Annotated in this window: 22 protein-coding genes; 8 read left to right on the top strand and 14 right to left on the bottom strand. The window is 68.3% G+C overall.

Annotation, left to right across the window (positions count from 1 at the left end; all coding sequences use genetic code 11):
• Positions 1–193 precede the first annotated feature (193 nt).
• The 4 genes from ABZW96_RS22795 to ABZW96_RS22780 all read right to left on the bottom strand — a co-directional run bounded on the left by ABZW96_RS22795 (position 194) and on the right by ABZW96_RS22780 (position 5,676).
• On the bottom strand, positions 194–613 hold the full coding sequence (locus ABZW96_RS22795) for a M15 family metallopeptidase (protein ID WP_355077684.1): 420 nt from the start codon (positions 611–613) through the stop codon (positions 194–196).
• A 268-nt stretch (positions 614–881) separates the two neighbouring features.
• A complete protein-coding gene (locus ABZW96_RS22790) occupies positions 882–2,666 on the bottom strand; it encodes an ABC transporter ATP-binding protein (RefSeq protein ID WP_355077490.1) in 1,785 nt (594 codons plus the stop codon).
• 713 nt (positions 2,667–3,379) lie between these two features.
• Positions 3,380–3,862 (bottom strand): hypothetical protein, encoded by a 483-nt coding sequence (locus ABZW96_RS22785; RefSeq protein ID WP_355077488.1) that lies wholly within the window; start codon positions 3,860–3,862, stop codon positions 3,380–3,382.
• A 137-nt stretch (positions 3,863–3,999) separates the two neighbouring features.
• Positions 4,000–5,676, bottom strand: a complete 1,677-nt coding sequence (locus tag ABZW96_RS22780; RefSeq protein ID WP_355077486.1) for a fumarate hydratase — start codon at positions 5,674–5,676, stop codon at positions 4,000–4,002.
• A gap of 274 nt (positions 5,677–5,950) precedes the next feature.
• On the opposite strand from ABZW96_RS22780, the gene ABZW96_RS22775 reads away from it, so the two are divergent.
• Complete coding sequence (locus ABZW96_RS22775; protein WP_355077485.1) at positions 5,951–6,421, top strand: MarR family winged helix-turn-helix transcriptional regulator; 471 nt, start codon at positions 5,951–5,953, stop codon at positions 6,419–6,421.
• A 4-nt stretch (positions 6,422–6,425) separates the two neighbouring features.
• Here the strand turns inward: ABZW96_RS22775 and mftD are convergent, their stop codons facing one another.
• Positions 6,426–7,649, bottom strand: coding sequence for a pre-mycofactocin synthase MftD (gene mftD, locus ABZW96_RS22770; RefSeq protein ID WP_355077484.1), 1,224 nt, complete (start codon positions 7,647–7,649; stop codon positions 6,426–6,428).
• A complete protein-coding gene (mftE, locus tag ABZW96_RS22765) occupies positions 7,646–8,347 on the bottom strand; it encodes a mycofactocin biosynthesis peptidyl-dipeptidase MftE (protein WP_355077482.1) in 702 nt (233 codons plus the stop codon). The genes mftD and mftE overlap by 4 nt, the downstream gene beginning before the upstream one ends.
• A 64-nt stretch (positions 8,348–8,411) precedes the next feature.
• Between mftE and mftR the strand changes: the two genes are divergently transcribed.
• From mftR to ABZW96_RS22735, 6 genes are all read left to right on the top strand, one after another.
• The gene (gene mftR, locus ABZW96_RS22760; protein ID WP_355077481.1) at positions 8,412–9,008 is read left to right on the top strand and encodes a mycofactocin system transcriptional regulator; all 597 of its coding nucleotides are present in this window, start codon (positions 8,412–8,414) and stop codon (positions 9,006–9,008) included.
• Positions 9,009–9,146: 138 nt separating this feature from the next.
• Positions 9,147–10,052, top strand: a complete 906-nt coding sequence (locus tag ABZW96_RS22755) for an STAS domain-containing protein (RefSeq protein ID WP_039798458.1) — start codon at positions 9,147–9,149, stop codon at positions 10,050–10,052.
• A 13-nt stretch (positions 10,053–10,065) separates the two neighbouring features.
• Positions 10,066–10,455, top strand: a complete 390-nt coding sequence (locus tag ABZW96_RS22750) for an STAS domain-containing protein (protein ID WP_039798459.1) — start codon at positions 10,066–10,068, stop codon at positions 10,453–10,455.
• Positions 10,445–10,858 (top strand): ATP-binding protein, encoded by a 414-nt coding sequence (locus tag ABZW96_RS22745; RefSeq protein ID WP_051020806.1) that lies wholly within the window; start codon positions 10,445–10,447, stop codon positions 10,856–10,858. Before ABZW96_RS22750 ends, ABZW96_RS22745 begins: the two co-directional genes overlap by 11 nt.
• Positions 10,851–11,486 carry a SpoIIE family protein phosphatase gene (locus tag ABZW96_RS22740; protein WP_355077479.1) on the top strand — a complete coding sequence of 212 codons (636 nt, stop codon included), beginning with the start codon at positions 10,851–10,853 and terminating at the stop codon, positions 11,484–11,486. The genes ABZW96_RS22745 and ABZW96_RS22740 overlap by 8 nt, the downstream gene beginning before the upstream one ends.
• Entirely contained in the window at positions 11,483–13,774 is a 2,292-nt protein-coding gene (locus tag ABZW96_RS22735) for a SpoIIE family protein phosphatase (RefSeq protein WP_355077478.1), read from the top strand. Before ABZW96_RS22740 ends, ABZW96_RS22735 begins: the two co-directional genes overlap by 4 nt.
• Here ABZW96_RS22735 and ABZW96_RS22730 read toward each other — a convergent pair.
• On the bottom strand, positions 13,719–14,783 hold the full coding sequence (locus ABZW96_RS22730; RefSeq protein WP_355077476.1) for a DUF4185 domain-containing protein: 1,065 nt from the start codon (positions 14,781–14,783) through the stop codon (positions 13,719–13,721). The two genes, ABZW96_RS22735 and ABZW96_RS22730, sit on opposite strands and share 56 nt — an antisense overlap.
• A 503-nt stretch (positions 14,784–15,286) precedes the next feature.
• On the opposite strand from ABZW96_RS22730, the gene ABZW96_RS22725 reads away from it, so the two are divergent.
• Positions 15,287–16,489: an AI-2E family transporter gene (locus ABZW96_RS22725; protein WP_355077474.1), complete on the top strand. Its 1,203-nt coding sequence runs from the start codon at positions 15,287–15,289 to the stop codon at positions 16,487–16,489.
• A 39-nt stretch (positions 16,490–16,528) separates the two neighbouring features.
• On the opposite strand, the gene ABZW96_RS22720 is transcribed toward ABZW96_RS22725, so the two are convergent.
• From ABZW96_RS22720 to ABZW96_RS22690, 7 genes are all read right to left on the bottom strand, one after another.
• Positions 16,529–17,539: a DNA topoisomerase IB gene (locus tag ABZW96_RS22720; RefSeq protein ID WP_355077472.1), complete on the bottom strand. Its 1,011-nt coding sequence runs from the start codon at positions 17,537–17,539 to the stop codon at positions 16,529–16,531.
• Between the two features lie 107 nt (positions 17,540–17,646).
• Positions 17,647–18,357 carry a hypothetical protein gene (locus tag ABZW96_RS22715; protein WP_355077470.1) on the bottom strand — a complete coding sequence of 237 codons (711 nt, stop codon included), beginning with the start codon at positions 18,355–18,357 and terminating at the stop codon, positions 17,647–17,649.
• A gap of 460 nt (positions 18,358–18,817) precedes the next feature.
• Positions 18,818–21,130, bottom strand: coding sequence for an arylsulfatase (locus tag ABZW96_RS22710; protein ID WP_355077468.1), 2,313 nt, complete (start codon positions 21,128–21,130; stop codon positions 18,818–18,820).
• Between the two features lie 84 nt (positions 21,131–21,214).
• Positions 21,215–22,273, bottom strand: a complete 1,059-nt coding sequence (locus ABZW96_RS22705) for a TIGR03617 family F420-dependent LLM class oxidoreductase (RefSeq protein WP_355077466.1) — start codon at positions 22,271–22,273, stop codon at positions 21,215–21,217.
• Between the two features lie 157 nt (positions 22,274–22,430).
• On the bottom strand, positions 22,431–22,976 hold the full coding sequence (locus ABZW96_RS22700; RefSeq protein WP_355077465.1) for a hypothetical protein: 546 nt from the start codon (positions 22,974–22,976) through the stop codon (positions 22,431–22,433).
• A gap of 151 nt (positions 22,977–23,127) precedes the next feature.
• On the bottom strand, positions 23,128–24,432 hold the full coding sequence (locus ABZW96_RS22695) for an APC family permease (protein WP_355077463.1): 1,305 nt from the start codon (positions 24,430–24,432) through the stop codon (positions 23,128–23,130).
• A 69-nt stretch (positions 24,433–24,501) separates the two neighbouring features.
• A complete protein-coding gene (locus ABZW96_RS22690) occupies positions 24,502–25,185 on the bottom strand; it encodes a CPBP family intramembrane glutamic endopeptidase (protein ID WP_355077461.1) in 684 nt (227 codons plus the stop codon).
• Positions 25,186–25,220: the final 35 nt, after the last annotated feature.

Genomic DNA, 25,220 nt, shown 5'->3' with positions numbered 1-25,220 from the left:
GACTACGGGCGGGATCTGCTCATCGACGGCAGTCTGCCCACCGCCGTTCCCGACCCGGCGGTCCAGCGCGCCGCAGCAGCGGCAGTCAGCGTGCGCGGCTGGTTCCCACGCCGGTCAGCTCGCGTACGGGATGGGCGATTCGCAGCGCCGCCAATGGTTTTCGAAGTGGTCGTATTCTGCCGAACCGACCCGATCACCGCACGCTGGCGTCGGGGAGCATGGGCGGGCACGGTGTGCCCGGCGCGGTCTGCAGCTCGAAATGCCAGTACTCGTTCTCGAACGAGCGGCAGAGCCCCCATCGGTAGCCGTTCGTCTCGAGCCACCGCGCGCCCTGTTGCGGACCGACATCGATGGCGTCTCCGGACACGTGGGTGGACTCCTCCGGCGGCAGGACCCAGCGGCGCGCGTTGTCCGGCCCGTAGGTCGCCACACCGTCCTCCCACAGCGCCTGCTGCTCGGCGGGCGTCCGGTACCCGGACGTGATGGACAGCGGCACCCCCTGCGCGTGCGCCTCGCGTTCGGCCAAGGTGTAGGCCAGCGCCAGCTTGGGATCGAGCCCTTCGGTCCCCGTCGCCGAGCCCACCGACTCACGCTGCTCGATGGCGACTGCCATGTCGGCCTGCGCCTCCCCCGCCGAAAAACCGACCGCGACCAGCGCCGGAAGCACTGCCACCGATAGTCCCGCCGCCACCCGACTCCGCCCAGCATTCCCGAACACCATGCGCCGATGCTATCGCTTGCGATCACCTATGCCGGATATGCCCCGATCGCAACGCGCTCCCGCGCTACCGGTGCAGGACTTTCGCGGTGACCGGCGCACGGCAGGAGGCAGGTCGCCGCCGCACCGGAGCCGGCTCGGCAGCCCGGGCGGTGCGGGAGCTTCACGCGGATGCGGTGATCGTGTCCTTCGCGAGCTCGCGGTAGTACTCGCTCGACGCCATCAGCTCGTCATGGGTTCCGATCGCTTCCACACGTCCGCCGTCGAGCACCACGACACTGTCCACGTCCCGAATCGTCGAATACCGGTGGGCGGCCACGAGAACGGTGCAACGTCCGCGCAGTTCGCGCAATGTCCGCAAGACAGCCGCCTCGCTGATCGGGTCCAGGTTCGACGTCGGTTCGTCCAGCAGAAGCAGGTCGGGCTCGGTCAGCAACGCGCGCGCGATCGCCAAACGCTGCCGCTCGCCGCCCGACAGGGACTGTCCGTGCTCGCCGACCTGCGCGTCCATGCCGCCGTCGAGCCGGGCGAGGACATCCTCGAAACCAGCGAGCTCGACCGCGCGCTCGACCTGCCGCTGGGTGGCGTGCGGATGAGCGTAGGTGAGGTTCTCCCGCACCGAACCGTGCAGGATCGGAGCGCCTTGCTCCACGAAGGCGATACGACGCCGATAGGGAGGCAGATGGAGGCGAGACACGTCGTGACCATCGAGGAGGATCACGCCACCATCGGGCTCATAGAAACGCTCGATCAGGGACAACACCGTGCTTTTACCACTGCCGGATCGACCGACCAACGCGACTTGTTCGCCACCCGGCACCGTGAAAGACACTTCGTCGAGCGCTCGGCGGGACGACTCATAGGAAAAGGTGAGCGTACGGAGTTCTACCGTGGCCGGTCTGCGCCGCCCATCGTGCACCACCGCCTGCCCCTTCCCGAGATCGGTCAGCGTGGCGGGACCCTCGGTACCGGTGTCGTCTTCGATGTCGACCCGAAGCGCTTCGGCGACGCGCTGGAACGCACCCATCCCTTTCTGTATCGATCCCAGCAGCGAGATGGCGCCGGCGAGCGGTGTGGCCAGAAATGTGGCGTACAGCAAGAACCCGACCAGTTCACCGACTTCCATCCGATCGCCTGCCACGCGAATACCACCGATCAGCAGCAGAGCGAGGAACGACCCATTGACCGCCGCCGAACTCGCCGGGCGGATGATCGCCTCCATGCGCGCGGCGCGGACACCGCTGTGCAACGCCTCGGCCGCCTTCGCGGTGAGGCGAGCCGCTTCCCGGTCCTCAGCCGAATTCGCGCGCACCGTTCGCAGTGAACTCAGGGCTCGTTCGGTGTCGGCGGCGAGTTCTCCGACACCGGTCTGCGCGCTCTCCGAGGCGGTTCTGATCCCCGCCAGAGCAGCCGCCACCAGCAATCCTGCCGTGGCGATGGTGACCAGGGTCACCACGGTCATGAACGGACTGAGCCAGACCATGGCCGCCAACGCCGTGATCGCCGAGACCACCGATATTCCCAACTGCACCACGCTCGTCACCGCGTGCTCGCGCATCGCCGAGGTATCGGCGCCCAGTCTGGATGTCAGATCCCCGATCCGCATACGGTCCAGTGCCGGCATTCGCACCCGCAGCAAGCGCTCGACGACACGCGCACGCAGATCGAATACCACTCGTTCGCTGGTGCGCGATACGAGAAAGTCGCCGCAGGTCTCGAACAGCGCCTGTGCGACGAACACCACGATGAGCAATGCCACGAGCCCGGCTATCGCGTGCCGACCGGCTACCGCGTCGATGATCCGCATGGTCACCCAAGGCTGCACGAGGCCCGCGCCGGTACCCGCCAACAGCAGCACGGCACCGGCACCGACTTCCCTTGCGTGCCGCCGCAGTAGAGCGACCAGATCGCGATACCGAACTCGGTCTTCGCGCCGCAATTCCGACACTTCACCCCCCTGTGTCCGACCGATGAAGCAGATATCGATCTACTGCCATAGTCGTACGGTTCAGGGTAGGCGAACAAGTTCATTCCGGCTTCGAACGGTGCGTGGGCGGACAAAACGTCCGCTTCCGCCTCGGCGTGTTGTGAGACACAAGATCGACTTCAGCCGGGGCATCCAACTAGCGCACTACTCCACATGCAGCGCACCGCACGTGTGGACAACAGTCAGCGAATTCCACAGAAAACTCCACAACTTGGGATAATGTCCATCTGCTATGTCCGTTATGCGCCCAATTGTCCTCTTGCGGCAAACATTTCGCCCATCCTGGAACGAGTGATGTCCACAATCTGTGGATGTGTTGTGGATCACTACGGCATTCAACCTGCTACCAATCGCGAATTGGCCGCCGATAAGCGACTTTTGGGTGATTTGTGCCCTGTCGTGGACAACCGGAGGGATGAGATCGAGCCTCCGCGAGAAACTTTCGCGAGGCGATGTGTCCCTTTCGGCCGGTATGTCAGGCATACCCGGACCAAGGCATCAGCACGGACATATTCCGCGAATCCCCGCGATCCGGGCGCGGCGAACCATTTCGAGCCGTAGACACACCGCGGGCGGCCGTGGCTCGCGCCGCCAGCCGCCCGTGAATCGGGTGAATCATCCACAGATGTCGGGAATTTCACATTCCCTCCCCAGTCATGTGAAGATCGGCCGCATCAGACGATACGGACCGGCCACACTCCCGGCGGGCCGCCCAGCGCGCTCGGACGCGACGGCGGCGCGGTCATCCGCACACCTGCCCGGCGAATCGACTCCGCCGCTTCCCTGTTGCGCGCGATCCGCTCCAGGATCTCGCCGCCGTGCGCGCGGGCATACGCGAGCGCCAGCCTGATCTTGCTCGCGTGCAGGTCCGATTTGGCGCTGAGCACGGCGATCCGGCGTTCCAGCGGTCCGTCCAATTCGCGCAGGCGCGCAACGACTTCCCAAACCTCCGGACCGGCCGTCAGCGCGGCGCGCCGGTCGTGCAGCGGGCCGCGGAAAACGATTCCGGGGTGGTCGAGCTGGTCGACGCCTTCGTGGATCAGCCGATCGAGCAGTGTGGTACAGCTGGTTCCCTCACGGGCAGCGCGATCGGCCAACCGGGAGGCGGCCGACTCGGTGATACACAACGCCGTCGGTACTGGCCTGGACGTGCTCATAGCTCTCCTCGACCTGCATCGGTGCGGAAATCGACGAAGTTCTTCGCTAAGCGTGCCCGCTGCGACCGCACCACCGCCCCGGTGATCGGGGTGACATCGTCGTGTCCGGGCCTGCCGAGGCAGGCCCGGAGAACGACTCAGACGCGCTCTTTGGAGCGGGTGCGCACGCGCAGCGCGATCGGCTTCTGCGTTTCGGCGAAGAAGTCGTTGCCCTTGTCGTCGACGACGATGAACGCCGGGAAGTCCTCGACCTCGATCTTCCAGACGGCTTCCATGCCCAGTTCGGGGTATTCGAGCACCTCGACCGACTTGATGCAGTCCAGCGCCAGCCGCGCCGCGGGCCCGCCGATCGAACCGAGATAGAAGCCGCCGTGTTCCTTGCACGCCTTGGTGACCTGCGCGGAACGGTTGCCCTTGGCGAGCATGACGAACGAGCCGCCCGCCGCCTGGAACTGGTCGACGTAGGAGTCCATCCGGCCCGCGGTGGTCGGGCCGAACGAGCCGGACGCGTAACCCTCCGGTGTCTTGGCCGGGCCCGCGTAGTAGACGGCCATGTCGCGCAGATAGTCCGGCATCGGCTCGCCCGCGTCGAGCCGCTCCTTGATCTTGGCGTGCGCGATGTCCCGGGCGACGACCAGCGGACCGGTCAGCGAAAGCCTGGTCTTCACCGGATATTTGGACAATTCGGCACGGATCTCGTCCATCGGCCGGTTCAGGTCCACGCGCACCACGTCGCCACCGAGGATCGCGTCGGTCTGCTCGGGCAGGTACTGCGCGGGCTCGCGCTCGAGCTGCTCCAGGAACACACCCTCGGCGGTGATCTTGGCCAGCGCCTGCCGGTCGGCCGAGCAGGACACCGCGATGGCGACCGGGCAGCTGGCGCCGTGCCGGGGCAGGCGCACGACCCGCACGTCGTGGCAGAAGTACTTGCCGCCGAACTGGGCGCCGATACCGAAGGACTGGGTCAGCTTGAAGACCTCTTCCTCCAGTTCCAGATCACGGAAGGCGTGCGCCGACAGCGAGCCCTCGGTGGGCAGGTTGTCGAGGTAGTGCGCGGAGGCGTATTTCGCCGTCTTCAACGCGAATTCGGCGCTGGTGCCGCCGATCACGACAGCGAGGTGGTACGGCGGGCAAGCCGCGGTGCCGAGCGAGCGGATCTTTTCGTCGAGGAACTCCAGCATCCGCGTGGGGTTCAGGACGGCTTTGGTCTCCTGGTACAGGAAGGACTTGTTCGCCGACCCGCCGCCCTTGGCCATGAACAGGAACTTGTAGGCGGGGTTCGCCGGGTCGCCCGCGGTGGAGTACAGCTCGATCTGCGCGGGCAGGTTCGAACCGGTGTTCTTCTCCTCCCACATGGTGATCGGCGCCAGCTGCGAGTACCGCAGATTCAGCTTGGTGTAGGCGTCGAACACGCCCCTGCTGATCCATTCCGCGTCGTCGGCGCCGGTCAGCACGCCCTCGGACTTCTTGCCCATCACGATCGCGGTGCCGGTGTCCTGGCACATCGGCAGGACGCCGCCCGCGGAGATGTTGACGTTCTTGAGCAGATCGAGCGCGACGAAGCGGTCGTTGCCGCTGGACTCGGGGTCGTCGATGATCTTGCGCAACTGGCCCAGATGCGCCGGACGCAGGAAGTGACTGATGTCGTGCATCGCCGTTTCGGTGAGCAGCCGCAGCGCCTCCGGGGCGACCTGCAAGAAGGTGCGCCCGTTGTGCTCGAACGTGCTGACGCCCTCCGTCGTGAGCAACCGGTAGGGGGTATCGTCCGCGCCGATGGGCAGCAGGTCTGAATAACGGAACTCCGGCGCGGTCACCAGTCGCACTCCTTCGAACGGGCCCGAACACCGCGAACGGCCGGGCTGGTCACGAGCACAGCGAGCCTAGTCACCGCCGCGCACGCCCCTGCTGGTTAGGCAACCCTATCTCGGACAGTTGGCCAGCAAAGGTTGCACGTTCAACCCCGGTGATGCTACCTCTCATCTCTGAGAAAGCGTTCGGGCGGCCGAGTCCGGCCGCGCGCGGACCGTTCCGCGCCGCACATCGCGACACGGAACGATCTTGGGACAAATCGGAGTTTGGAGCGCTGTCGTGACCGATCCCCAATGGCTCGATGACGTCGAGATGCGCGCCTGGCTGGGTTTCGTGCGCACCCGCGACCTCATCGCCGCGGCGGTCGGGCGGGATTCCACCAAGGAGTCCAACCTCACCTACGTCGAATACTCGGTGCTGGCCTATCTGGCCGAGTCGCCGGACCACCGGCTCACCTTCGCCGATCTGGCGGCCAAGCTCGAGTGGTCGCAGAGCAGGCTCTCCCACCAGATCACCCGGATGGAGAAACGGGAGCTGGTCGTCCGTGAGCCGATCCCCGACGACGCCCGCCGCACCGCCGCCAAGCTCACCCCGTTCGGCGCCGATGTGCTCACCGACGCCGCGCCCGCGCACGTGCAGAGCGTGCGCAGGCACATGATCGACATCCTCGATCGCCAGCAGCTCGCCGCCCTGGCCGACATCTACGACACCTTGCTCGCGCACCACCGTCGGGCGGCGGCCGAGAACTGACCGCTCAGGCGGGCGTGGCCGCGTGGTCCGCCGGACCGCTTGCCGCGGAGCGGTTTTCGGGCAGCCCGAGCGCTCGCTCGAACCCGGCGGGCACCACCACGTCCGAGCGGTCCAGATCGCCGACGCTCGTCTTGCGCAGACCCAGCAGCGCGGAATCGATGCCGCCGCGCAGGATGTCCAGCACGTTCTCCACGCCGGCCTGCCCGTTCGCGGCCAGCCCCCAGAGATAGGCGCGACCGATCATGACCGCCCGCGCGCCCAGCCCCACGGCCTTCACCACGTCGCTGCCGCGCCGGATGCCGCCGTCGAGCAGCACCTCGATCTGCGCGCCCACCGTGTCCGCCAGCACCGGCAGCGCGCGGATCGCGGCGGGGGTGCCGTCGAGATTGTTGCCGCCGTGGTTGGACACCGAGATCGCCGCCACACCCGCGTCGACCGCACGCAGCGCGTCGTCCACCCGCATGACGCCCTTGAGCAGCACCGGGCCTTCCCACTGCTCGCAGACCCAGCGCACATCGGCCCAGTCCGGCGCGGGCGTGCCCATCCATTCGCCGTAGGCGCCGAAGAAACCCGGCGCGGGCGCGTCGCCGATGGCCATGTTGGGCGCGGTGAGATCCGGAATGCTGCCCGACCGCGCATAGGTCGCCAGCCACCGGGGACGCGCCAGGGTCTGCGGCGCGAACTTCAGCATCGTGCGCAGGTCCAGCTTCTCCGGGATGACCGGGCTGCCCCAGTCCCGCCCGTGCGAGAACGACCAGTCCAGCGTCAGGATCAACCCGACCGCGCCGGCCTGCTTTGCCCGGTCCATCCGCTGCTGGATCGCGTCCTTGCCGCCACACCAGTACAACTGGAAGAAGGTCGTCGGGTTGGCCGCGATCACTTGTTCGATCGGCTTGCTGGCGAACGAACTCAGGCCCATGGCGATGCCGCGCGCCGCGGCCGCCCTGGCGACGGCGACCTCACCGTCGGGATGCACCGCCTGCACACCGGTCGGCGAGATCAGCACCGGCATCGAAAGCTGTTGCCCCAGTACGGTCGTGGACTGGTCGCGCGCGCCGATCGGCCCGGCCACGTGCGGCGCGAAACCCAGTTCGGTGAACGCCCGCTGATTGTCCTCGATGGTCTGGCCGCGCTCGGAGCCTGCGATCAACGCGCCGTACACCGATTTCGGCAGGCGCTTCTTCGCCCGCCGCTGCGCTTCGGCGACGGTCTCGAACCACGGGTTCATGTTGCGGTCCTTTCCGGGGAGTTCTCCGGCCACCAGTGCCGGGTTCGGTCGAGCAGGTCGGTGCTCAGGTGATCGAGCAGTGCCGCGCCCTCGGCGGCGGTCGCGCCCGCCGGGTCGCCGAGCACGCCGTTGGCGCTGACCGCGCGCACTCCGCCGCTACGCAGCAGCGGCAGCAGTTCGGCCAGCGGGCGGGTGTCCCCGGCCGCGGCGCGGTCGGCGTGCACTCGCTCGGGCGCGAGGGCCAGTTGCAGCGCCGTCTCCGACCGGCCCGCGTGCGGGTCGCCGTCGAAGCGCGGCAGGTACACGCGCACGTCACGCGATTCGGCGCGCAGCAGATCCTCGGCCCGGCGCAGCGGTTCGATGTTGCCGCCGTGCCAGTTGACCAGCAGGATCCGCTCGAAGGTTTCGGTCGCCGAGCGGCACAGCTCGACCACCAGCAGTTCCAGCGCCGCCTGCCCGATCGACAGCGTGCCGGGAAAGCCCGCGTGCTCGCCGCTGGCGCCGTACGGGATCGCCGGTGCGGCGAGCACGTCCGCGCGCGCCGCGGCCAGCCGGGCGCACAATGCCGCGGCGATGTCGGTGTCGGTGGACAGCGGCAGATGCGGGCCGTGTTGCTCGGTCGCGCCGACCGCGACGGCAAGAATCGCACCCGCGGTGGCGCGCACGCCCGCCTCGGGCCAGGTGAGATCCGCCAACATGCGGCGAGATTATCGTCAGTCACTGACAAAATCAAGGGCCGTGGCGGCCGAGCACAATCGAACAATGCTGGAGAACCGGGCCAGGCGCGGCCGCCCACGCGGCACCACCAAACGCGAACTCGAACTGATCGCGATGCGACTGTTCAGCGAACAGGGCTTCGACGAGACCACCGTCGAGCAGATCGCCGTCGCCGCCGGCATCAGCGGACGCACTTTCTTCCGGTACTTCCCCACCAAGGCGGAGGTGCTCTGGTCGCAGTTCGACGATGAGGTCGCCGCACTGCGCGCCGCGTTCGCGACGGTGCCTGACGACGTTCCGATGATGACCGCGGTGCGCCGAGTCGTGGTCGAAGCCAACAAGTATCGCGCCGAGGACGTTCCGGAACTGCGCACCCGGATGCAGTTGGTCGCGAACATCCCCGCGCTGGCCGCAACCGCGGGCGCGCACTACGACGCCTGGGAGCGCGCCGTGAGCGCGTTCGCTGCGGGCCGGCTCGGCGAACCCGAGGACGGGCTCATCCCGCTCGCCGTCGGCCGGACCACGCTGGCGGCGGCGCGCGCCGCGTTCGACGCCTGGCTGACCCGCGCGGACGCGGACCTCACGGTGTATTTGGACGAGGCGCTCGCAGCGCTGGAACGCGGATTCGCTACGGTGCCGTGAGGCACTCCCGCACTCGAACATCAGGCGAACAACCGGCAGGTTTCGTCGGCGACTCGGGTGGGGTATGACTAGGCTCGGAATCGGCACGCGCCGAATGCACACAGATCCCGACTGAACCGTCGAAAGGGGCAGGAGTCCATGTCCGAGGTGTCCATGAGCCTTTCGGCGGATTCCCTGACCGCGGGACCGATCGATCAATTGCTCCCGCAACTCGTCGAGCACCTGCGCCAGAACCGCACCGCGCTGCGTGAAGAGTGGGCCCGCCGCATCGCCGACGCCCAACTGCTCACCGCCATGACCCCGGAGGAGATCTTCTCCGAGGCGACCTCGATCTACGACGGCTACGTCGACGTGCTCGAGACCGGTAGCGTCGAAGCGCTGCAGGCGTACGCGCGGGACCTGTCCGAACGCATCATCCCGAGAGGCGTCGAGACCGACGAGGTCATCGGCATCGTGCTTCTGCTGCGCGACGTGCTCGCACGCAGCCTTTTCGAGAAGTACCAGTCGGACTTCGAACTCCTCAACAAGGTGCTCGACGCCTACGAACCGGCCGCCAACCGCATCGCCAACACCGTGACCGTGTCCTTCGTCCAGGAGCGCGAGCGCGTCATCCGGCAGCAGCAGGAAGCCATTCGCGAGCTGTCCACGCCGGTGCTGCAGGTACGCGAACAGCTGTTGATCCTGCCCATCATCGGCGTGCTGGACAGTCAGCGCGCCCGCCAGCTCACCGAGCAGTTGCTGCGCGCCATCCGGGCCAACCGCGCGAAGGTCGTCGTCATCGACATCACCGGTGTGCCCCAGATCGACTCCACCGTGGCCAACCATCTGGTGCAGACCGTCGACGCGTCCGGCCTGATGGGCGCGAACGTGATCATCACCGGGTTGTCCTCGGAGATCGCGCTCACCCTGGTCACCATCGGCCTGGATCTGTCGAAGATGAACGCGGTCGGCGACCTGCAGGGCGGTATCGAAGAAGCGGAACGGCTGCTGGGCTACGAGGTTTCCCGCGTGACCGAACGGGTCACCGAACGCGACGGCCGCTGATCGGGCGCGCCACATGCCGGTTCCGATTCTCAAACAAGGGACGTATCTCATCGCGTCGGTGCAGTCGGCGCTGACGGACGCCGATACCGAGCGCCTGCAGGACGACCTGATGAAACAGGTCAGCAAATACCGGGCACACGGCATCATCGTCGATGTCACCGCGATCGACGTGATGGATTCGTTCGCCGCGAGATCGTTGCGTACCATCGCGCACATGACGCAGCTGCGCGGCGCCGAAACGGTGATCGTCGGTCTGCAACCGGAAGTCGCGTTCGCCATGGTGCAGCTCGGTCTCACCTTCGAGGACATGCACACCGCCCTCGATCTGGAAGAGGGACTCGCCTGGTTGGACCGCAAGATCCCAGCCCGTCGCCAGCGAGACGGTCGTGACAGTGGCCGCTGAGAACGTGGTGATCGCGGTCAGGGTGTCCGGAGACATCGTGACCGCACGTCAAGCCGGACGCGAACTGGCAGCGAAACTCGGATTCACCCTCACCGACCGCACGATGATCTCCACGGCGATCTCCGAGATCGCCCGCAACATCACCAGTTACGCGGGCAGCGGCGAGATCCGTCTGCTCGTCGACGACCGGGAGGGCCGTCAGGCCCTGGTGGTGCAGGCCGAGGACCAGGGGCCCGGCATCATCGACATCGCCAGAGCATTGGAGGACGGCTACTCCACCGGACGCGGGCTCGGGCTCGGTCTGCCCGGCGCCCGGCGGTTGATGGACCGGCTGACCGTGGATTCCGCGCCGGGTCGCGGCACGCTGGTGGAGATGTGGAAGTGGGTACCGAACGGTGCATGAGGACGGGTTCATCGGCCGGATCGAGTGGGCGGTGGCCGGACGCGCACTGCCGGGTCAACAGGTCTCCGGTGACCGCGGTGTCGTCCTCGACGCCGGTGGCGGCACCGTCCTCTTCGCGGTCCTCGACGGGCTCGGACACGGCGCCGCCGCGGCGGACGCGGCCGATCGCGCCGCGCGGGTGCTGTCGGAGAACCGCGCCGAACCGCTGGACGTGCTGATGGTGTTGTGCCATCGGGCGATGGCCGACACCCGGGGGGCGGCGATCTCGCTGGCCCTGTTCGACGAGGGCGACACGGTGCGCTGGCTCGGCGTCGGCAATGTCGAATCGCAGGTGCTCACCGCGGGTCCGGCGGGCAGCCTGAAGGTGCACGCCACCGTCCTGCTGACCGCGGGCATCGTCGGCTATCGCCTTCCGGCCAACCTCCAGCCGCAGTCGGTCGCGGTCCGTCCCGGTGACCTGCTGTTGATGTCCACCGACGGTATCGTCACCGAATCCGCCTCGGCCATCGACCTTTCCAAGTCCACCGCCGACATCACCGCCGACATGCTCGCCCGGCACGCCAAGGACACCGACGACGCGCTGGTGCTCGCGGCGCGGCACCGCGGTGCGGGGGGGACGGCCAAATGAGCGCCCTGCTGGCCGACTTCCTGGACGACTATGGCGATGCGCTACGGCGGCACATGGATTCGCCGACCCAGGCCGGTCTCGCCGAGGGCTACGAGCTGGGCAGGCGGGCCCTGGTCGAAGGCATCAGCCTGCTCGACCTCACGGAGAACCACTTCCGCGTGGTCCAGGAAGCGGAGGAACAGCGACAGAAGGACGCGGCCACCGAGGGCCGCGAACTCGCGGCACGCCTACCGGAAACCGCGCTGGAATTCCTGTTGCAGACCCTGGTTCCGCTGGACATCGCGACCCGCGGCTATCTGGACGGCACCCGCCGCTACGAGCAGCAGCGCACCCGCGCCGACGATCTGGCCGGACGCGACGCGTTCCGCACGGCGCTGGTGGAATCGCTGCAGGACGGCTTCTTCGTCGCCGACGCGCAGGGCACCATCATCGAGGTCAACACCGCCTTCGGCGCCTTGACCGGCTACGGCGCCGCGGGCATCCCCTATCCGCTGCCGCATCCGTGGTCGAGCCCGGACGGTCCGCGCTATCCCGACCTCGGTACCGAGGCACAGCGCTTCGTCATCCCGATCCGGCACCGCGACGGGCGCAATGTATGGCTCGCGGTGAGCACCAGCGCCCTGATCAAGCCGGAGGACAACGAGCGGATCTTCGTCGGCACGCTCCGCGACATCACCGCCGAACACGACGCGCAGGCGCGCGACCAGGCCGCGTCCCGGCTCGCCACGGCTGTCGGCGCGGCCACCAGTGTGGTCGAAGTGCTCGCCGTCGGGCTCGACGAGCTGCGCCGTACCGTGGGCGCGGAAACGGCGGTGGTGGCGGTGTGGCCCAGCCGCAACGCCGTGCCGGAGGTGTACGTCTCGGGCACGGGCGCCGACCGCACTTCGCACGACGGCGCCGCGTCCCTCGACGACGGGTCGCGCGCCCTGCTGGAGCGGGCCAGACGCAGGCCGCCACGCAGCCTGCTGGCCATTCCGGATGGAGCCGAGAGCTCCGAGGGCATCGTCGCTCCGCTCGGCGAGACCGGCGACGCGGCGGTGTGGTTGCGCTTCGCCGCACCCCGGGCGATCAGTGCCGCGGACTGGACGCTGTTCTCCCTGTTGATCGGTCATCTCAGTCTCGCCGTGCAGCGGGCGCGCAACTTCGACCAGGCCCGCGCCACCTCGCTGACCCTCCAGCGCGCCATGCTCGGCCCGATCGATCTGCCGCCGCGTTTCTCGGTGCACTACGAGCCGGCGCTGCCGCCGCTGGAGATCGGCGGCGACTGGTACGACGTGGTGCCGCTGCGCGACGGCACCATCGGCGTCGTGGTCGGCGACTGCGTCGGTCGTGGCTTGTCCGCCGCGGTCGTGATGGGACAGCTGCGAACCGCCGCCCGTGCGCTGCTGCTGCGCGGCGCGGGACCTGCGCAGCTGCTCGCCGAACTCGACACCGTCGCCGCTCGCATCCCCGGCGCCATGTGCACCACCGTCTGCGCCGCCGTGCTGGACCCGGTGCGCGGTCTGGTCCGCTACAGCAGCGCCGGTCACATGCCACCGATCCTCGCGGACGTCGCCAGGACCGGCAGGCTGCTGGAAGGCGGGCGCTCGGTGCCGCTGGCGACCTTCGATCCGCCGCGCAGGCCGGAGGCCACCACGGCGCTCACACCCGGTTCGACCCTGGTGCTGTTCACCGACGGTTTGGTCGAACAGCGCGGCGTCGACATCGACGAGGGGTTCGCCAAGATCGCCGCGGTCCTCGCCGACACCTCGGGACGGCTGCCGCGCGAAGTGGCCGACGCGGTGCTGTCGCGCCTGCGGCCGTCCGCGGGGTACGACGACGACGTCGCCATGGTGGTCTACCGCCAGCCGCCCGCGCCGCTGCGGCTGGACGTGCCCGCGCGCGCGGACGAGCTCGCGGCCCTGCGGCGCACGCTGAAGGGCTGGCTGGCCGCCGCGGCGGTGCCGCACGACCTGGCCGCCGACCTGGTCGCGGCGGCCAACGAGGCGTGTAGCAACAGCATCGAGCACGCCTACCGCAACGACGACACCGGCCGGGTGCGGATGTCGGCCACCTGCGACATCGACACCGTCGTCATCGTGGTCGCCGACGCGGGCGGCTGGAAGCCACGGGCATCCGATCCGGGGTATCGCGGCCGCGGTATCGACATGATGCGCGCCCTGACCGAGGAACTCGACATCGACCACTCGGAATCGGGGACGACCGTGCGGATGTCGGTGACGCTGCCCGCGATCACCTTCCCGGTGGCCAATCCGTTGCGCGGGACGAACCGGCGCGTTCCCGGCTGAGGACCCGCCTTGCGCTGAGCGCAGCGGCGGGCCGAACTCCGTAGATCCGGTATTGCATACCCCGATACGGGTTACCGGGTTCCGCCCATTCGCTGACGATCATGCAGAACGCGCCGTCGAACCTGCTGTCCGGGTGGACATAACAACCATAGAGGCGCGGCACGATATCGGGACCGCCCGGCGCCCAGAAAGATCCTTTCACCGGGCGGTAGGTCCAGGCTGTGCGCCAGTTGTCGGTGATCCTCCTGGCCACCTTGACGAAGGCACCGTAGGCCCCGGCGTCGAATCCCGACATCACCCAATTCCCTTGGATCCGCCGCAATCCGATCTCGCCCAGTTTCGTGTCGTCGGCCAGGATGCCGAAACGCGGATCGCCGCCCGGATCCCGGCCCCAGCCCCAATCCTGTCCGTTCCAGCCCCATCCTTGCCAGGCCGCCGGGTCGATGAGCGCGGCATGGCTCTCGCGTACTCGCCACAGCAGCATGTTCTTGTTCCTGGCCAGTCCGCCGGTGGAGATGACGTAGACGTAGCCGTCGCCACCGCGTTCCCACGAGATCATCGTGCGTTTACCGCCGTAGGCGCTGGTCGACCACCGCACGGCGGTATCGGTCCAGCTCTCGCCGTTGTCGTCGGAATACCGGATCTCGCACCACCGCTCGTTCGCCAATCCCTGGGTGACCATCACCCACAGATAGATCCGGCTGCCGATGGTGATGGCGTCGCAGGGCAGAACCGTGGAGTACTGGGGATTGTCGTGCGGGTAGTCCCAGAGTTGCCGGGCATCCCGCGCCGCCGATCGGAATTCTATCGGTGCGGACATGTCGTGGGTGCCGCTGCGCAACAGCATCGGGGAACGCCAATTCGGCCCTCCCACCGCGGGTTCGGCGCCGGAGAACGTGTCACCGAGCAGGTACCCGATCTCACCGCTCGGCATGCGGAAGGGGATGAACAGATCCGACCCTCCGATGTCGGCCATCGGCAGCGGGTTCAGGTTTGCGATCTTGGGCATCGCCGGATCCTGTCGATTCTCGGAGCGTCGCTGATGGATCGGCTCGTAGGGATCACCGCGAGTGTGCACGGGCTGTTCACCAGTATCGGCTGCCGATGGCTGCGACGTTGCTGATTCGGGCGGATGAGGGCACGCGAGAATGCGGAAACCGACTGTGCAGCTTGTATTCCGGCAGCTCGATGCGGTGACAGGCCGCGCTATAGCGGTGGCTTAGGCCGCTTTTCGGGTGCCGCTTCGGATGTGCACGGTGTTCGCCGACGGCTGGGAACGCGCGGGATCAGCTGGTGCCGATCGAACGACCCGACGGTGTCGATTCCATCGGGCCGCGGACCCCCGATGACGTGCGGGCGTGCCGTCGCCGCGGTGCGATTCCGCGCCGGTGCGACACCCTCGGCGCGTAGACCGGCCATCACCGCTCCGGACGCCGTGTTTGGGCGGCCGTACAGCGGGTAAATCGCGCACTGCCATACCGGGCCAGCACACCCACGGATCGGACGGAAGGTATGTCCGAAAGAGACACTCCCGACGAAGAACATCCCGCCCCCGATGCCGCGGACAGCGGACACAGCGGCGACATCGCACAACCCCACGGCACCGACGAATCCGGTCCGATCGTCGCCGCCGAGGCCGAAGCCGCCCGTGCGCGCAGTGCGGAGTTCCCCCTGGGCCGACCCGGGCGTCCCTTCGATCGGCGCTCGCCGTTCATGATCGGGATGACCGGAGCCGCCGGTGTCGCGGTGACCTACGCCGCCATTCGCACCGTGCTCGCGGCGGGCCAGACGCTGATCCTGATCGTGGTGGCGTTGTTCCTGGCCGTCGGGATGGAGCCGTTGGTGTCCCGGCTGGTACGGCCCCGGTTCCCGCGCTGGGCCGCGGTGACGACCGTCTACCTGGTCGGGCTCGGCCTGTTCGCCGGATTCCTCGCCGCGGCGATACCACCGCTGGTCACGCAGGGTGAGGCGCTCGCGCACAACGCGCCCGATTACGTCACTCATCTGGCCGACCGCTATCCCTACATCGGTAGCCTCGACCAGCGATTCCACCTGCAAGACCGGCTGCGGCGAACACTCGAATCGGACTCCTCCGGCTTGACCACCGGGGTGCTGGACGCCGGGCGCGCGGTGTTCTCGATTCTCAGCAGCACGGTCATCATCGCGGTGCTGACCGCCTACTTCATGGCGAACTTCACTCGCGTGCGCGCTTCGGTCTACCGGCTCTTCCCCCACTCGCGCCGCTCCCGCGCCATTCTGATCGGCGACGAGATCTTCGCCAAGGTCGGCGGCTACATCCTGGGCAACCTGGTCATCTCGCTGATCACCGCCGTCCTGACCGGCATCTGGCTGCTCATCTTCGACGTGCCGTACCCACTGCTGCTGGCGGTGCTGGTAGCTGTGCTCGACCTGATCCCGATCGTCGGTTCGACGCTCGCCGGGGTGATCGTCGCGCTGGTCGCGTTGACCGTCTCCCTGCCGGTCGCGGTGGCGACCGTCGCGTTCTTCATCGCGTTGCGCCTGTTCGAGGACTACGTTCTGGTGCCACGCATCATCGGCCGCGCGGTGCACGTACCCGCGCTCGTGACCGTGGTGGCGGTGCTGCTCGGTGGCGCGTTGCTCGGGATCATCGGGGCGTTGCTGGCCATCCCCGTCGCCGCGGCCGTCTTGTTGATCATGCGCGAGACCGTCCTGCCCTCACTCGACGAGCGATGAGCGAGACCGGGTGGCGGCCACATTCCCGGTACCTCGGTATCACCGTGTCCGGCGCAGCATGCGGATGACGGCGCTGTCGATGACCGCCCGCTCCGCGTCGGCGGATCCGGCCCGCTTCGCGCGCCGCAGCGCCGCGGCGACGGTCGTACCGTTCTCGAAGGCGGTCACCACCCGTGGATCGACATAGGACGCCTGGGCGACGGCCGGGGTATTGCCGAGTGCGGCTGCGACCTCGTCCATGACCTCCCGGACCGCACGCTTGCGCGCACGGAGGTTCGACGGCCGTTCCATCGAACCGAGCGCGGCCGCGGCCAGGACGGTCGCCTGCCAGGTGCGCAGGTCTTTGACGCTGCACTCGCAGGCGGCGAGTTCTTGGAAGCGCGCGTTGATGTCGTCGGCGCGCAGTTCGCCGTAGCGGTCGCCGTCCCGGTACACCAAGAGCCGATCGGATTCCGTCCTGCCGCGCTGCAGTGATCGAACGGCTTTGGCCAGCAATGGGTCTCGGACGCTCACTCGTCGCCGGATACCGCCCTTGGCGCGATAGTCGAAGAGCATCTGCTCCCCCGACACCCGGACCTGCTCGCGCAGCAATGTCGCGACTCCCCGGGTGCCGTGCTCCTCGGCGTACTCCTCGCCCCCGACCCGGAACACTCCGCGATCCACCAGATCGATGGCCACCGCTTCCACCCGCCGCCGGGCCGAGCCGCGCAGGGCCAGATCCTCCCGGACCTGCGCGCGGACCTCCGGCAGGCGGCCCGCCAAGGCCAGGACCCGGTCGAACTTCTCCTCGTCTCGCTCCTTGCGCCACTGCTCGTGGTACAGGTACTGGCGGCGGCCCGCGGCATCGACGCCGACGGCTTGGATGTGACCGTTCTCCTGCGCGCAGATCCACACCTTTCGCCAGGCCGGCGGAATCGCCAACCCGCGGACGCGCTCCAGTGTCGCGTCGTCCCGCACCGGTTCGCCGTGCACGGTGCGATAGCCGAACCCGCGTCCACGCCGGACGCGTCGGAGTCCGCCGTCGTACGGTCGGCTACGACGCAATCGCATGCTCACATCACATAGCTGCCCTGTCCTGGACGGGCGAAACAGTTCGAGGCGCCGGGACCCGGCAGGACGACCCGGCGCGGCACGTGTTCGGTGATCCAGCCGGAGAGTTACGGGGCCGACGGGACGAAGGGCTGGTTGACGGTGGTGAAGTACTGCACCAGAGCGGCGACGGCGATCGGCGCGGTGACGAAAAGCTGACCGGCGAGTGTGCCCAGAGCCCCCACGGCCAGGATTCCGCCCAGACAGCCGACGGCGGCGGCCGGGATGAACGGGCCGAACATGCCGACGATCGTCGCGGCCGCGACGGTCGCTCCCGCGATGCCGCCGAGCACGCAGCCGACCAGGCCGCCACCGAGGCCACCGGCGACGGTGCCGATCGCGGCGCCCGTCGCGATGGTGTCCTTCAGCCGGGTGAATGCCGCGACCTCCCGCTCATACGGCGTGCGCCAACGCGCCGAGTCCTCGAACGGCAGGGCGACCGGGCGGTACGCCGCGTGCTCGAGGTCGAACAACGGTGTGAGCGTGGCGGTCCGGCCGCCGATGTCGGCCGCGATCGGGAAAACGAAGTCGTCGACCCGGAATTGCAGCGGCGTGCCCGCGAGCACGGTGCCGTCGTTCGCCGCGATCGCGAACACTCCGTTCTCGGCCTGCAGCGAGCCGGAGTCGATCCGGACGACCACGCTCTCGGCGGAAGCGGTCGCGGTGTAGTTCACGGCTTGCCCACCGGCTTCCGGTGGTGCGGCGCCTACGTTTCCGGCCGGAACGCAGGCAATCGCGACAGCGAGCGTCGATATCGTGGCGATCTTGCGCACAACCATGTCCGTCAGTCCTGCCGCACCGTGCCCAGCACGGCCCCGCTGTTCGCGTCGACGGCGGCCGCGAGCAGCCCGCGCCGACCGGGAAGTACGCGGCGAATAGCGACTTTCATAGGAAAACCTACTGCGGGAATCGTCATCTCGAAGACGACGATCACCTTCGCAAGCGTTGGCTTAAGACAGCCTGAAGTCGCCTGAAAACCGTTTCAGGCAAGCGTTTCTCTGTCATTGTCGGGCCGACGGCGTTAAGGTCGGTGACGGGTCGGGGTTTCCGGGGGTTTTCGCATTCGTTTCCGTCGGTCAGTCCCGACGCTGCCCGCGTCGGCTGTGCCCGCTGCTCAGCTGTCGCCGAGGCGCGAGGGTGGGTGCGCTCGATCCCCTCCGAATGCACCCACCTTCCCCGAGCACATGCTCGCCGCTGCCAGTTGATCGAACCGGTGCACCAACGCCCGGTCACAAAGGTTCATTCGGCGACGAACTCCGCCTCGCGCTCCACCGCCTCGATGGTCCGGCGCGGCACCTGGATCGGACCGGGCGTGTAGGTGACAGCTCGCAGCGCGCCGGTGTAGCGGAAAGTGCCGCGGCGTTCGCGCAGTTCCCACGCCACCGGACCGCGAGCGTCGACGCCGACGGAAATCCCGGTCCACGGTGACATACCGACCAGCTGGACTCGATCCACCAGCCGCGCGACCTGGACGCCATCGAGCTCGATGACGAAATCCCACCGCAGCCGGGGCCGCACCGTGGCGCGCACGGTGATGTGCCGCGTTCCTTCCGCGAGGGTGCGCGTGGTGACGCTGTCGTAGCGGCCGTAGCTGTTGACACCGAACGTCACCCGGCCGTTCTCGAGGTAGAGCACATAGCCGCCCAGCGGGTCGCCGTGCGCGACGAGAACCCCTTCGTCGCCGGACGCGTACCCGGCGAGTTCCGCCTCGATGACGAAGTCCCGATAGGCGATCAGTCGCTGCGAGCGATACCGCTCCAGGGTCGGGGTGCCCGGCAGCAGCCGGACCGGCGCGGAGAATCGATCCTCCTCCGGCCGCCGCCGTGCCAGATCCTGGCGCGTGAGCAAGGGGAACACGGTATTCGCCCAGGCGGATTCGTCCCATGCGGCGGCCAGTTCCGCGACCTTCTCCGGGAACCGCTCGGAAAGATCGTGCAGCTCCGTCGGATCGGCGCGAACGTCGAACAGCTGCCATCTCGGCTCATCGATATCGGTCCCGGGCTCGTACAGCGACAGCAGTTTCCATCCGTCGCGATAGAAGCCGCGATTGCCGACCATCTCCGAGTACTGCTCGGTGTGCTCGGACACCGCATGGGGGTCACGCAGCGTCCGCACGGCCGAGACGCCGTCGAACTCCTTGGCGGGCAGCCCGTTGCGTACGCCCGGCCGCCGCAATCCGGCCAGTTCCAGCAAGGTCGGCGCGAGATCGGTGACGTAGGTGTACTCGTGCCGGATGCCGTTGTCGCCCGCGCCGCGCGGCAGCCCCTTGGGCCAGGAGATCACGAACGGCACGCGTACGCCGCCCGCGAAGGTCTGGCCCTTGTAGAAGCGGAACGGCGTATTGGACGCCTGGCCCCACCCGCGCGGATAGTGGACACCCAGCTTCGCGGTGCCGATCAGCTCCTCGTCGTGCGGGACGTCGCCGATCCAGTCCGGATCGGTGATGTGGGCGAACTCCGCGAAGTAGGTGCGGGTGCCTTCCGGCCCGCCCTCGGCGGTGCCGCCGTTGTCCGAGGTGAACACCACGATGGTGTTGTCGAGCTCGCCGAGTTGTTCGAGCGTGTCGACGAGGCGCCCCAGGCTCTGGTCGATGCTGTCGACCATGCCCGCGTACACCTCCATGTACCGCGCGAATCGCCGCTGCTGTGCGGGAGTCAGCGAATCCCACTCCGCCGCTTCGTAACCCGGCTCGGTGTTGCGGGGCTTCTGCTGCGTGCCCGCGGGAAAGAGGCCCTGGGCGAGTTGGGCGGCGAACCGGCTCCTGCGCAGATCGTCCCACCCCTTCGCGTAGCGGCCGCGGTATTTGGCCAGGTCCGCGGGCTTGGCCTGCAACGGACCGTGCATGGCGACGTGCGCGAAGTACAAGAAGAACGGCTTGGTGGCGTCGTGCGCGCGCAGATCCTTGATGTAGGCGATGGCCTTGTCGGTCAGATCGTCGGTGAGGTAGTACCCCTCCGGGTACTCCTCGATGTCGACGACCGAGGAGTCCGACACCAGCTGGTTCGGGTAGTAGAAGGAGTTGAGGCCCTCGAGCGAGCCGTAGTAGCGGTCGAAGCCGCGCTGGGTCGGCCAGGAATCCCGGTGCGCGGCCGGGTTCATCGTGGCGTCGCGCACCAGGTGCCATTTGCCGACGGCATAGGTGGCGTAACCGTTGCCGCGCAGGATCTCCGGCAGTGTCAGCACGTCGTCCGCCAGTTCCAGGCGCAGCCCCGGATATCCGGGATCGGCGTTGGCGACGAAGCCGAAGCCGGCGCGGTGGGCGTTGATGCCGGTCAGCAGCGACGCGCGCGACGGCGAGCACAGCGGAGTGGTGTGGTAGTTGGTCAGCCGGAGACCGTCGGCGGCCAGGCGGTCCAGCGTCGGCGTCTCGATCTCGGAGCCGAACGGGCCGATGTCGCTGTACCCCATGTCGTCGATCAGCACCACGACGATGTTCGGAGCTCCCTCGGGAGCGGTGGGCGGATAGCTCCACTCCGGTGTCGAATCTGCCGTGGTGCGGCCGACGGAGCCGCCGAAGTCGTCATAGCCGCGAGCATGGGGTGGAACAGGCATTCGTGCAGTCAAAGCCACCTTCGCCCGGGTCACCACTCTTTCGCGCATCGTGCGCCGAACGGATGACCCGGTGGTCCGCGGTTGCTAACTTCGCTGTCGGCCCTGGGCCGCGTCGAGCGACGGGCGCACCTCACCGCTCCGGTGCAATGCTTGCACCAAGTCTGCGACGTCCGCCGCATCCGGTGTGTAACCGGGGAAGTAGCAGCACACCTCTTCGATCCCGGCGCCGAAGCGGGCGCTGATCTGCGCCGCACACTCTTCCGGTGTGCCTGCCACCCCGATCGTGCGCACCATCTCGTCGGTGACCGCCGCCCGCATCTCGGCGAAATCGCCCGTCTTGGACAGCGCGTTGAGTTTGGGATGCAGCGCCGCCCATCCCTCGACTTCGAGGACCGGACGATACGCGGGCGTGGACCCGTAGAACGCGATCAGCGAGCCCACGCCGCCCATCGCGGCGGTCAGAGCTTCCTCGGTGCGCCCGAGCGCGACCATGACTTGAGCGATCACCGGGAATCCGTCCGCGGTCCGCCCGGCCCGGCGCAGGCCCTCGGCGACGGCGGGCAGTGTGCGCTCGGTGAAATGGCGACCGCTGTTGAACGGCATCACCAGCAGTCCGTCGGCGACCTCCGCGGCCTTGCGCGTCATCACCGGTCCGAGCGCGCCCATCAGCACCGGAGGCGGACCGAACGGGTTCGGCCCGGGATCGAAGGTGGGCGGCATCAGCGTGTGCGTGTAGTACTTGCCGCGAAAGTTCAACGGGCCCCGCCCTTCCCACGCGGCGAGGATCGCTTTCACCGCCGCCACGCTCTCCGCGGTGCGCTCCGCGGGCGCGCCCCAACTGCTGCCGTAGCGCTTCTCGATATGGGCGCGGATCTGCGAGCCCAACCCGAGCCGGAACCGTCCCTCGCTGTAGAGTCGCAGATCGTAGGCAGCGTGGGCCAGATGCATCGGGCTACGCGGCCCGGCGATCGCCACGTTCGTCATCAGTTCCAGGGATGTCACTCCGGCTGCGACGACGAGGGGAAAGAACACGTCGTGCGGGCCCTCGAAGGTGAACAGGCCGTCGGCCCCGGTCTCGGCCAGCGCTCGCGCGTCGGCCGCGACGTGCGGTGGCGCTCCGGTGACCTGCACATGAACCTTCACGCCGACCTCCGCCGGTCTCGGTGCGTCACGCTTTCCGCGACACGACGACCCCATCGTATGGACAGCGCTCTGTGCACGTGTCCAGTTCGAGCGAACCGCTCTCGGATCGGCTTCGCGCGATGTCACCGCCGGACCGCGGAACTCCCGAGGGGTGAGGTCACGTACCGAGCAGCGAGTTCTCGCTCACGGTGACGACGACCACGATGTCGCCGTAGGGCGCCGCGCCCATGGCCAGTCTGTGGCCCAGACGCGCCAGACCGAGCCATCGTCCGTATTTGGTCTGCATACCGGTCCGCACCTGGTGGAACAGTGGCCCGGTACGAAGCAATTCGGCCGTGCCCTGATGCTGCCGCGACCCGAGAGCCGGCGCACCTCGCCAGTCCGCGGCCTGCACGATGACCCGAGGTTCGCGGGCCAGATGCCGAGCCTCGCTGGAATGCGACGAGATACAGAAGGCCAGACGCCCGTGGTCGACCGGTAACACGAGGTGCGGCACGGTGTTCCAACGCCCCGTGGCCTCCGGCCGTGGGTACGTCACGCGCACTGTGCTCGCATCCCACCACAGCATCCCCGGATGCCATTCGCTGGGACGATTCGGGACGGCGAGAACGCGATGCGCCGCCGGGAGCCGGTTGTACCGCCGCGGGGTGTAGCCGCGGAGTCTGCTGCGGAGCGAGGAGCCGCCGTGCACTGGATAAGTCATCGCGTGGAACCTCCGGGACAGGGGCGAGTTCAGGGGGTACCGATCCGAATCTCCGTACTGCGATCGGCGCTGTGGCGCCGTGAAGAAGTACCACCGGGCGCATCCAGGTGCAACGACCTGTCCGTGTCGCCGCGCAATGGAGAGCGAATCGTCATGCGCCGCGCCCGGCCGAGAAAGCGTTATGGCCGTCCGGCTGGGACCGATGCGCGCGAACCGCGTTCACGGCGGCGAACAGCAATCCGATGCCGATCAGAATGCAACCCCGCAACCACACGACCCCGTCGATCCGGGTGAACAGGAACAGACAGGAGGCCAGTCCCAGCCAAGGCACGACGCGTGGCACGCGAAAATGCTCGGCCACGTCGGGCTCCCGCCGCAGGATCAGCACCGACGCATTGACCGCCGCGAAAACGACCAGCAGCAACAACACCAATGTCTCGGCGAGGGAGGCCACCTCGCCGGTCAGCGAGAGCGACAACGACGCCGCCGCGGTCACGGCGATCGCCACCCACGGCGTCCGGCGGCCCGGCAGAATCCGGCCCAGCGCGCGCGGAAGCAGCTCCTCGCGAGCCATGCCGTAGGCCAGCCGCGAGGACATGATGCCGGTCAGCAGCGCCCCGTTCGCGACGGCCACCAGGGCGACCACGGCGAACAACTCGTCCGGGACGCCACCGGCCAGGCGCACCACCTCCAGCAGCGGACCGCTCGAATTCGCCAGCCGATCGGTGGGCACCGCCGCGCCGGCCACGAAGCCGATCAGCAGGTACACGCCACCGGCGGTAAGCAGCGCCCCGAACAGCGCGCGCGGATAGGACCTGCGCGGCTCGGCGACTTCCTCCGCCAGATTCACCGAGGTCTCGAACCCGACGAAAGAGTAGAAGGCCAGCACCGCGCCCGCCAGGGTCGCGCCGACGACGCCGTGCTGTTCGGTCCCCACCTCGGCGAGCCGGGCCGGTTCGGCGTCTCCCCGAACGATCACCCACGCGCCGAGCCCGATGACCACGACGAGCCCGCCGAGTTCGACCACGGTCGCGGCCACGTTGGCGCCGAGCGACTCCTTGATGCCATAGATGTTGAGCAGCGCCAACGCGCCGATGAACACCACCACGACCAGCGCGGTCGGCAATGTGACCAAGGCGCGGAGGTAGTCCGCGGCGAACGCCCTGCTCAGCGCGGCCACCGACACCACACCGGCCGCGAGCATGCAGAAGCCGACGAGCGATCCCGCGGCCGACCCGAGCGCACGGCGAGCGTAGTGGGCCGAGCCGCCCGCCTTGGGATACTTCGTCGCCAACTCGGCATAGGAACCGGCAGTGAGGCAGGACATACCGAGGGCCACCAGAAGCGGTAACCAGATCGCACCACCGGACTCCCGCGCTATGTTGCCGACCAGCACGTAGACGCCCGCGCCCAGGATGTCACCGAGAATGAAGAAGTACAGCAGAGGCGTGCTCACCGCCCGTCGCAGAGTATCCACCACAGGGCGGCGGATACCCGCGTCATCGACGCCGAAGCTCGCGCCGTGTCACGCCGGCGTCGCCGCGATCATCCGGGTGGGGGCCGCCTGCACGGCGCCGTGATAGAAGTGCCTGCCCAGACCGACCGTGAACACGAGGATTCCGTACACCGAGTGCTCCACCGACGCGGTGAACAGCGACCGGGTCCGCGAGTACCGCGAGGCGAAGATCCAGCCACCGACGCCGCTGGCGGCGACCGAGAACCAGCTGCCGAAGACGATGTGCACGAAGCCGAACGCGGCCGCGCTCGCGATCACCAACCCCGCGCCTTCCCCGAAGACGGGCGCGTACCGGTGGAACAGGAACGATCGGAAGATCAATTCCTGCGGGTACACGCTCAGCACGGGATACAGCACCGTCACCGCGAGCCATATCCCGGGATTCCGCCGGGGCAGATCGAACAGATCCTCCCGCCGCACCACCGCGACCGCCGCGGTGAGCGCCACCGCGCTCGCTGCCGCGCCCGCCGCCATCGACCGCGCCTGGGCGCACAGTGCCTCGCTGCGCCAGAACGCGGCGCGATCGAAATCGGAGGAACGCCGCAGATAGACCGCCGCGCCCGCGGCCAGCGCGAGCAGTGCGGGAATCGGCGACTTGCCGCGCGACACCGCGTTGTAGACGGTCGCTCCGCCGAAGAACAGTGTCGCGTACTCGGCGCCCAGGTACACCCGACGCCGCAGTCTGATCCGCACGGCCCCAGCATAATTCCGCAGCGACAAGCGCGCCG

The sequence above is a fragment of the Nocardia sp. NPDC004168 genome, assembly GCF_040610355.1.
Taxonomy (GTDB): domain Bacteria; phylum Actinomycetota; class Actinomycetes; order Mycobacteriales; family Mycobacteriaceae; genus Nocardia; species Nocardia sichangensis.
This window is presented reverse-complemented; position numbering and strand designations above follow the sequence as displayed.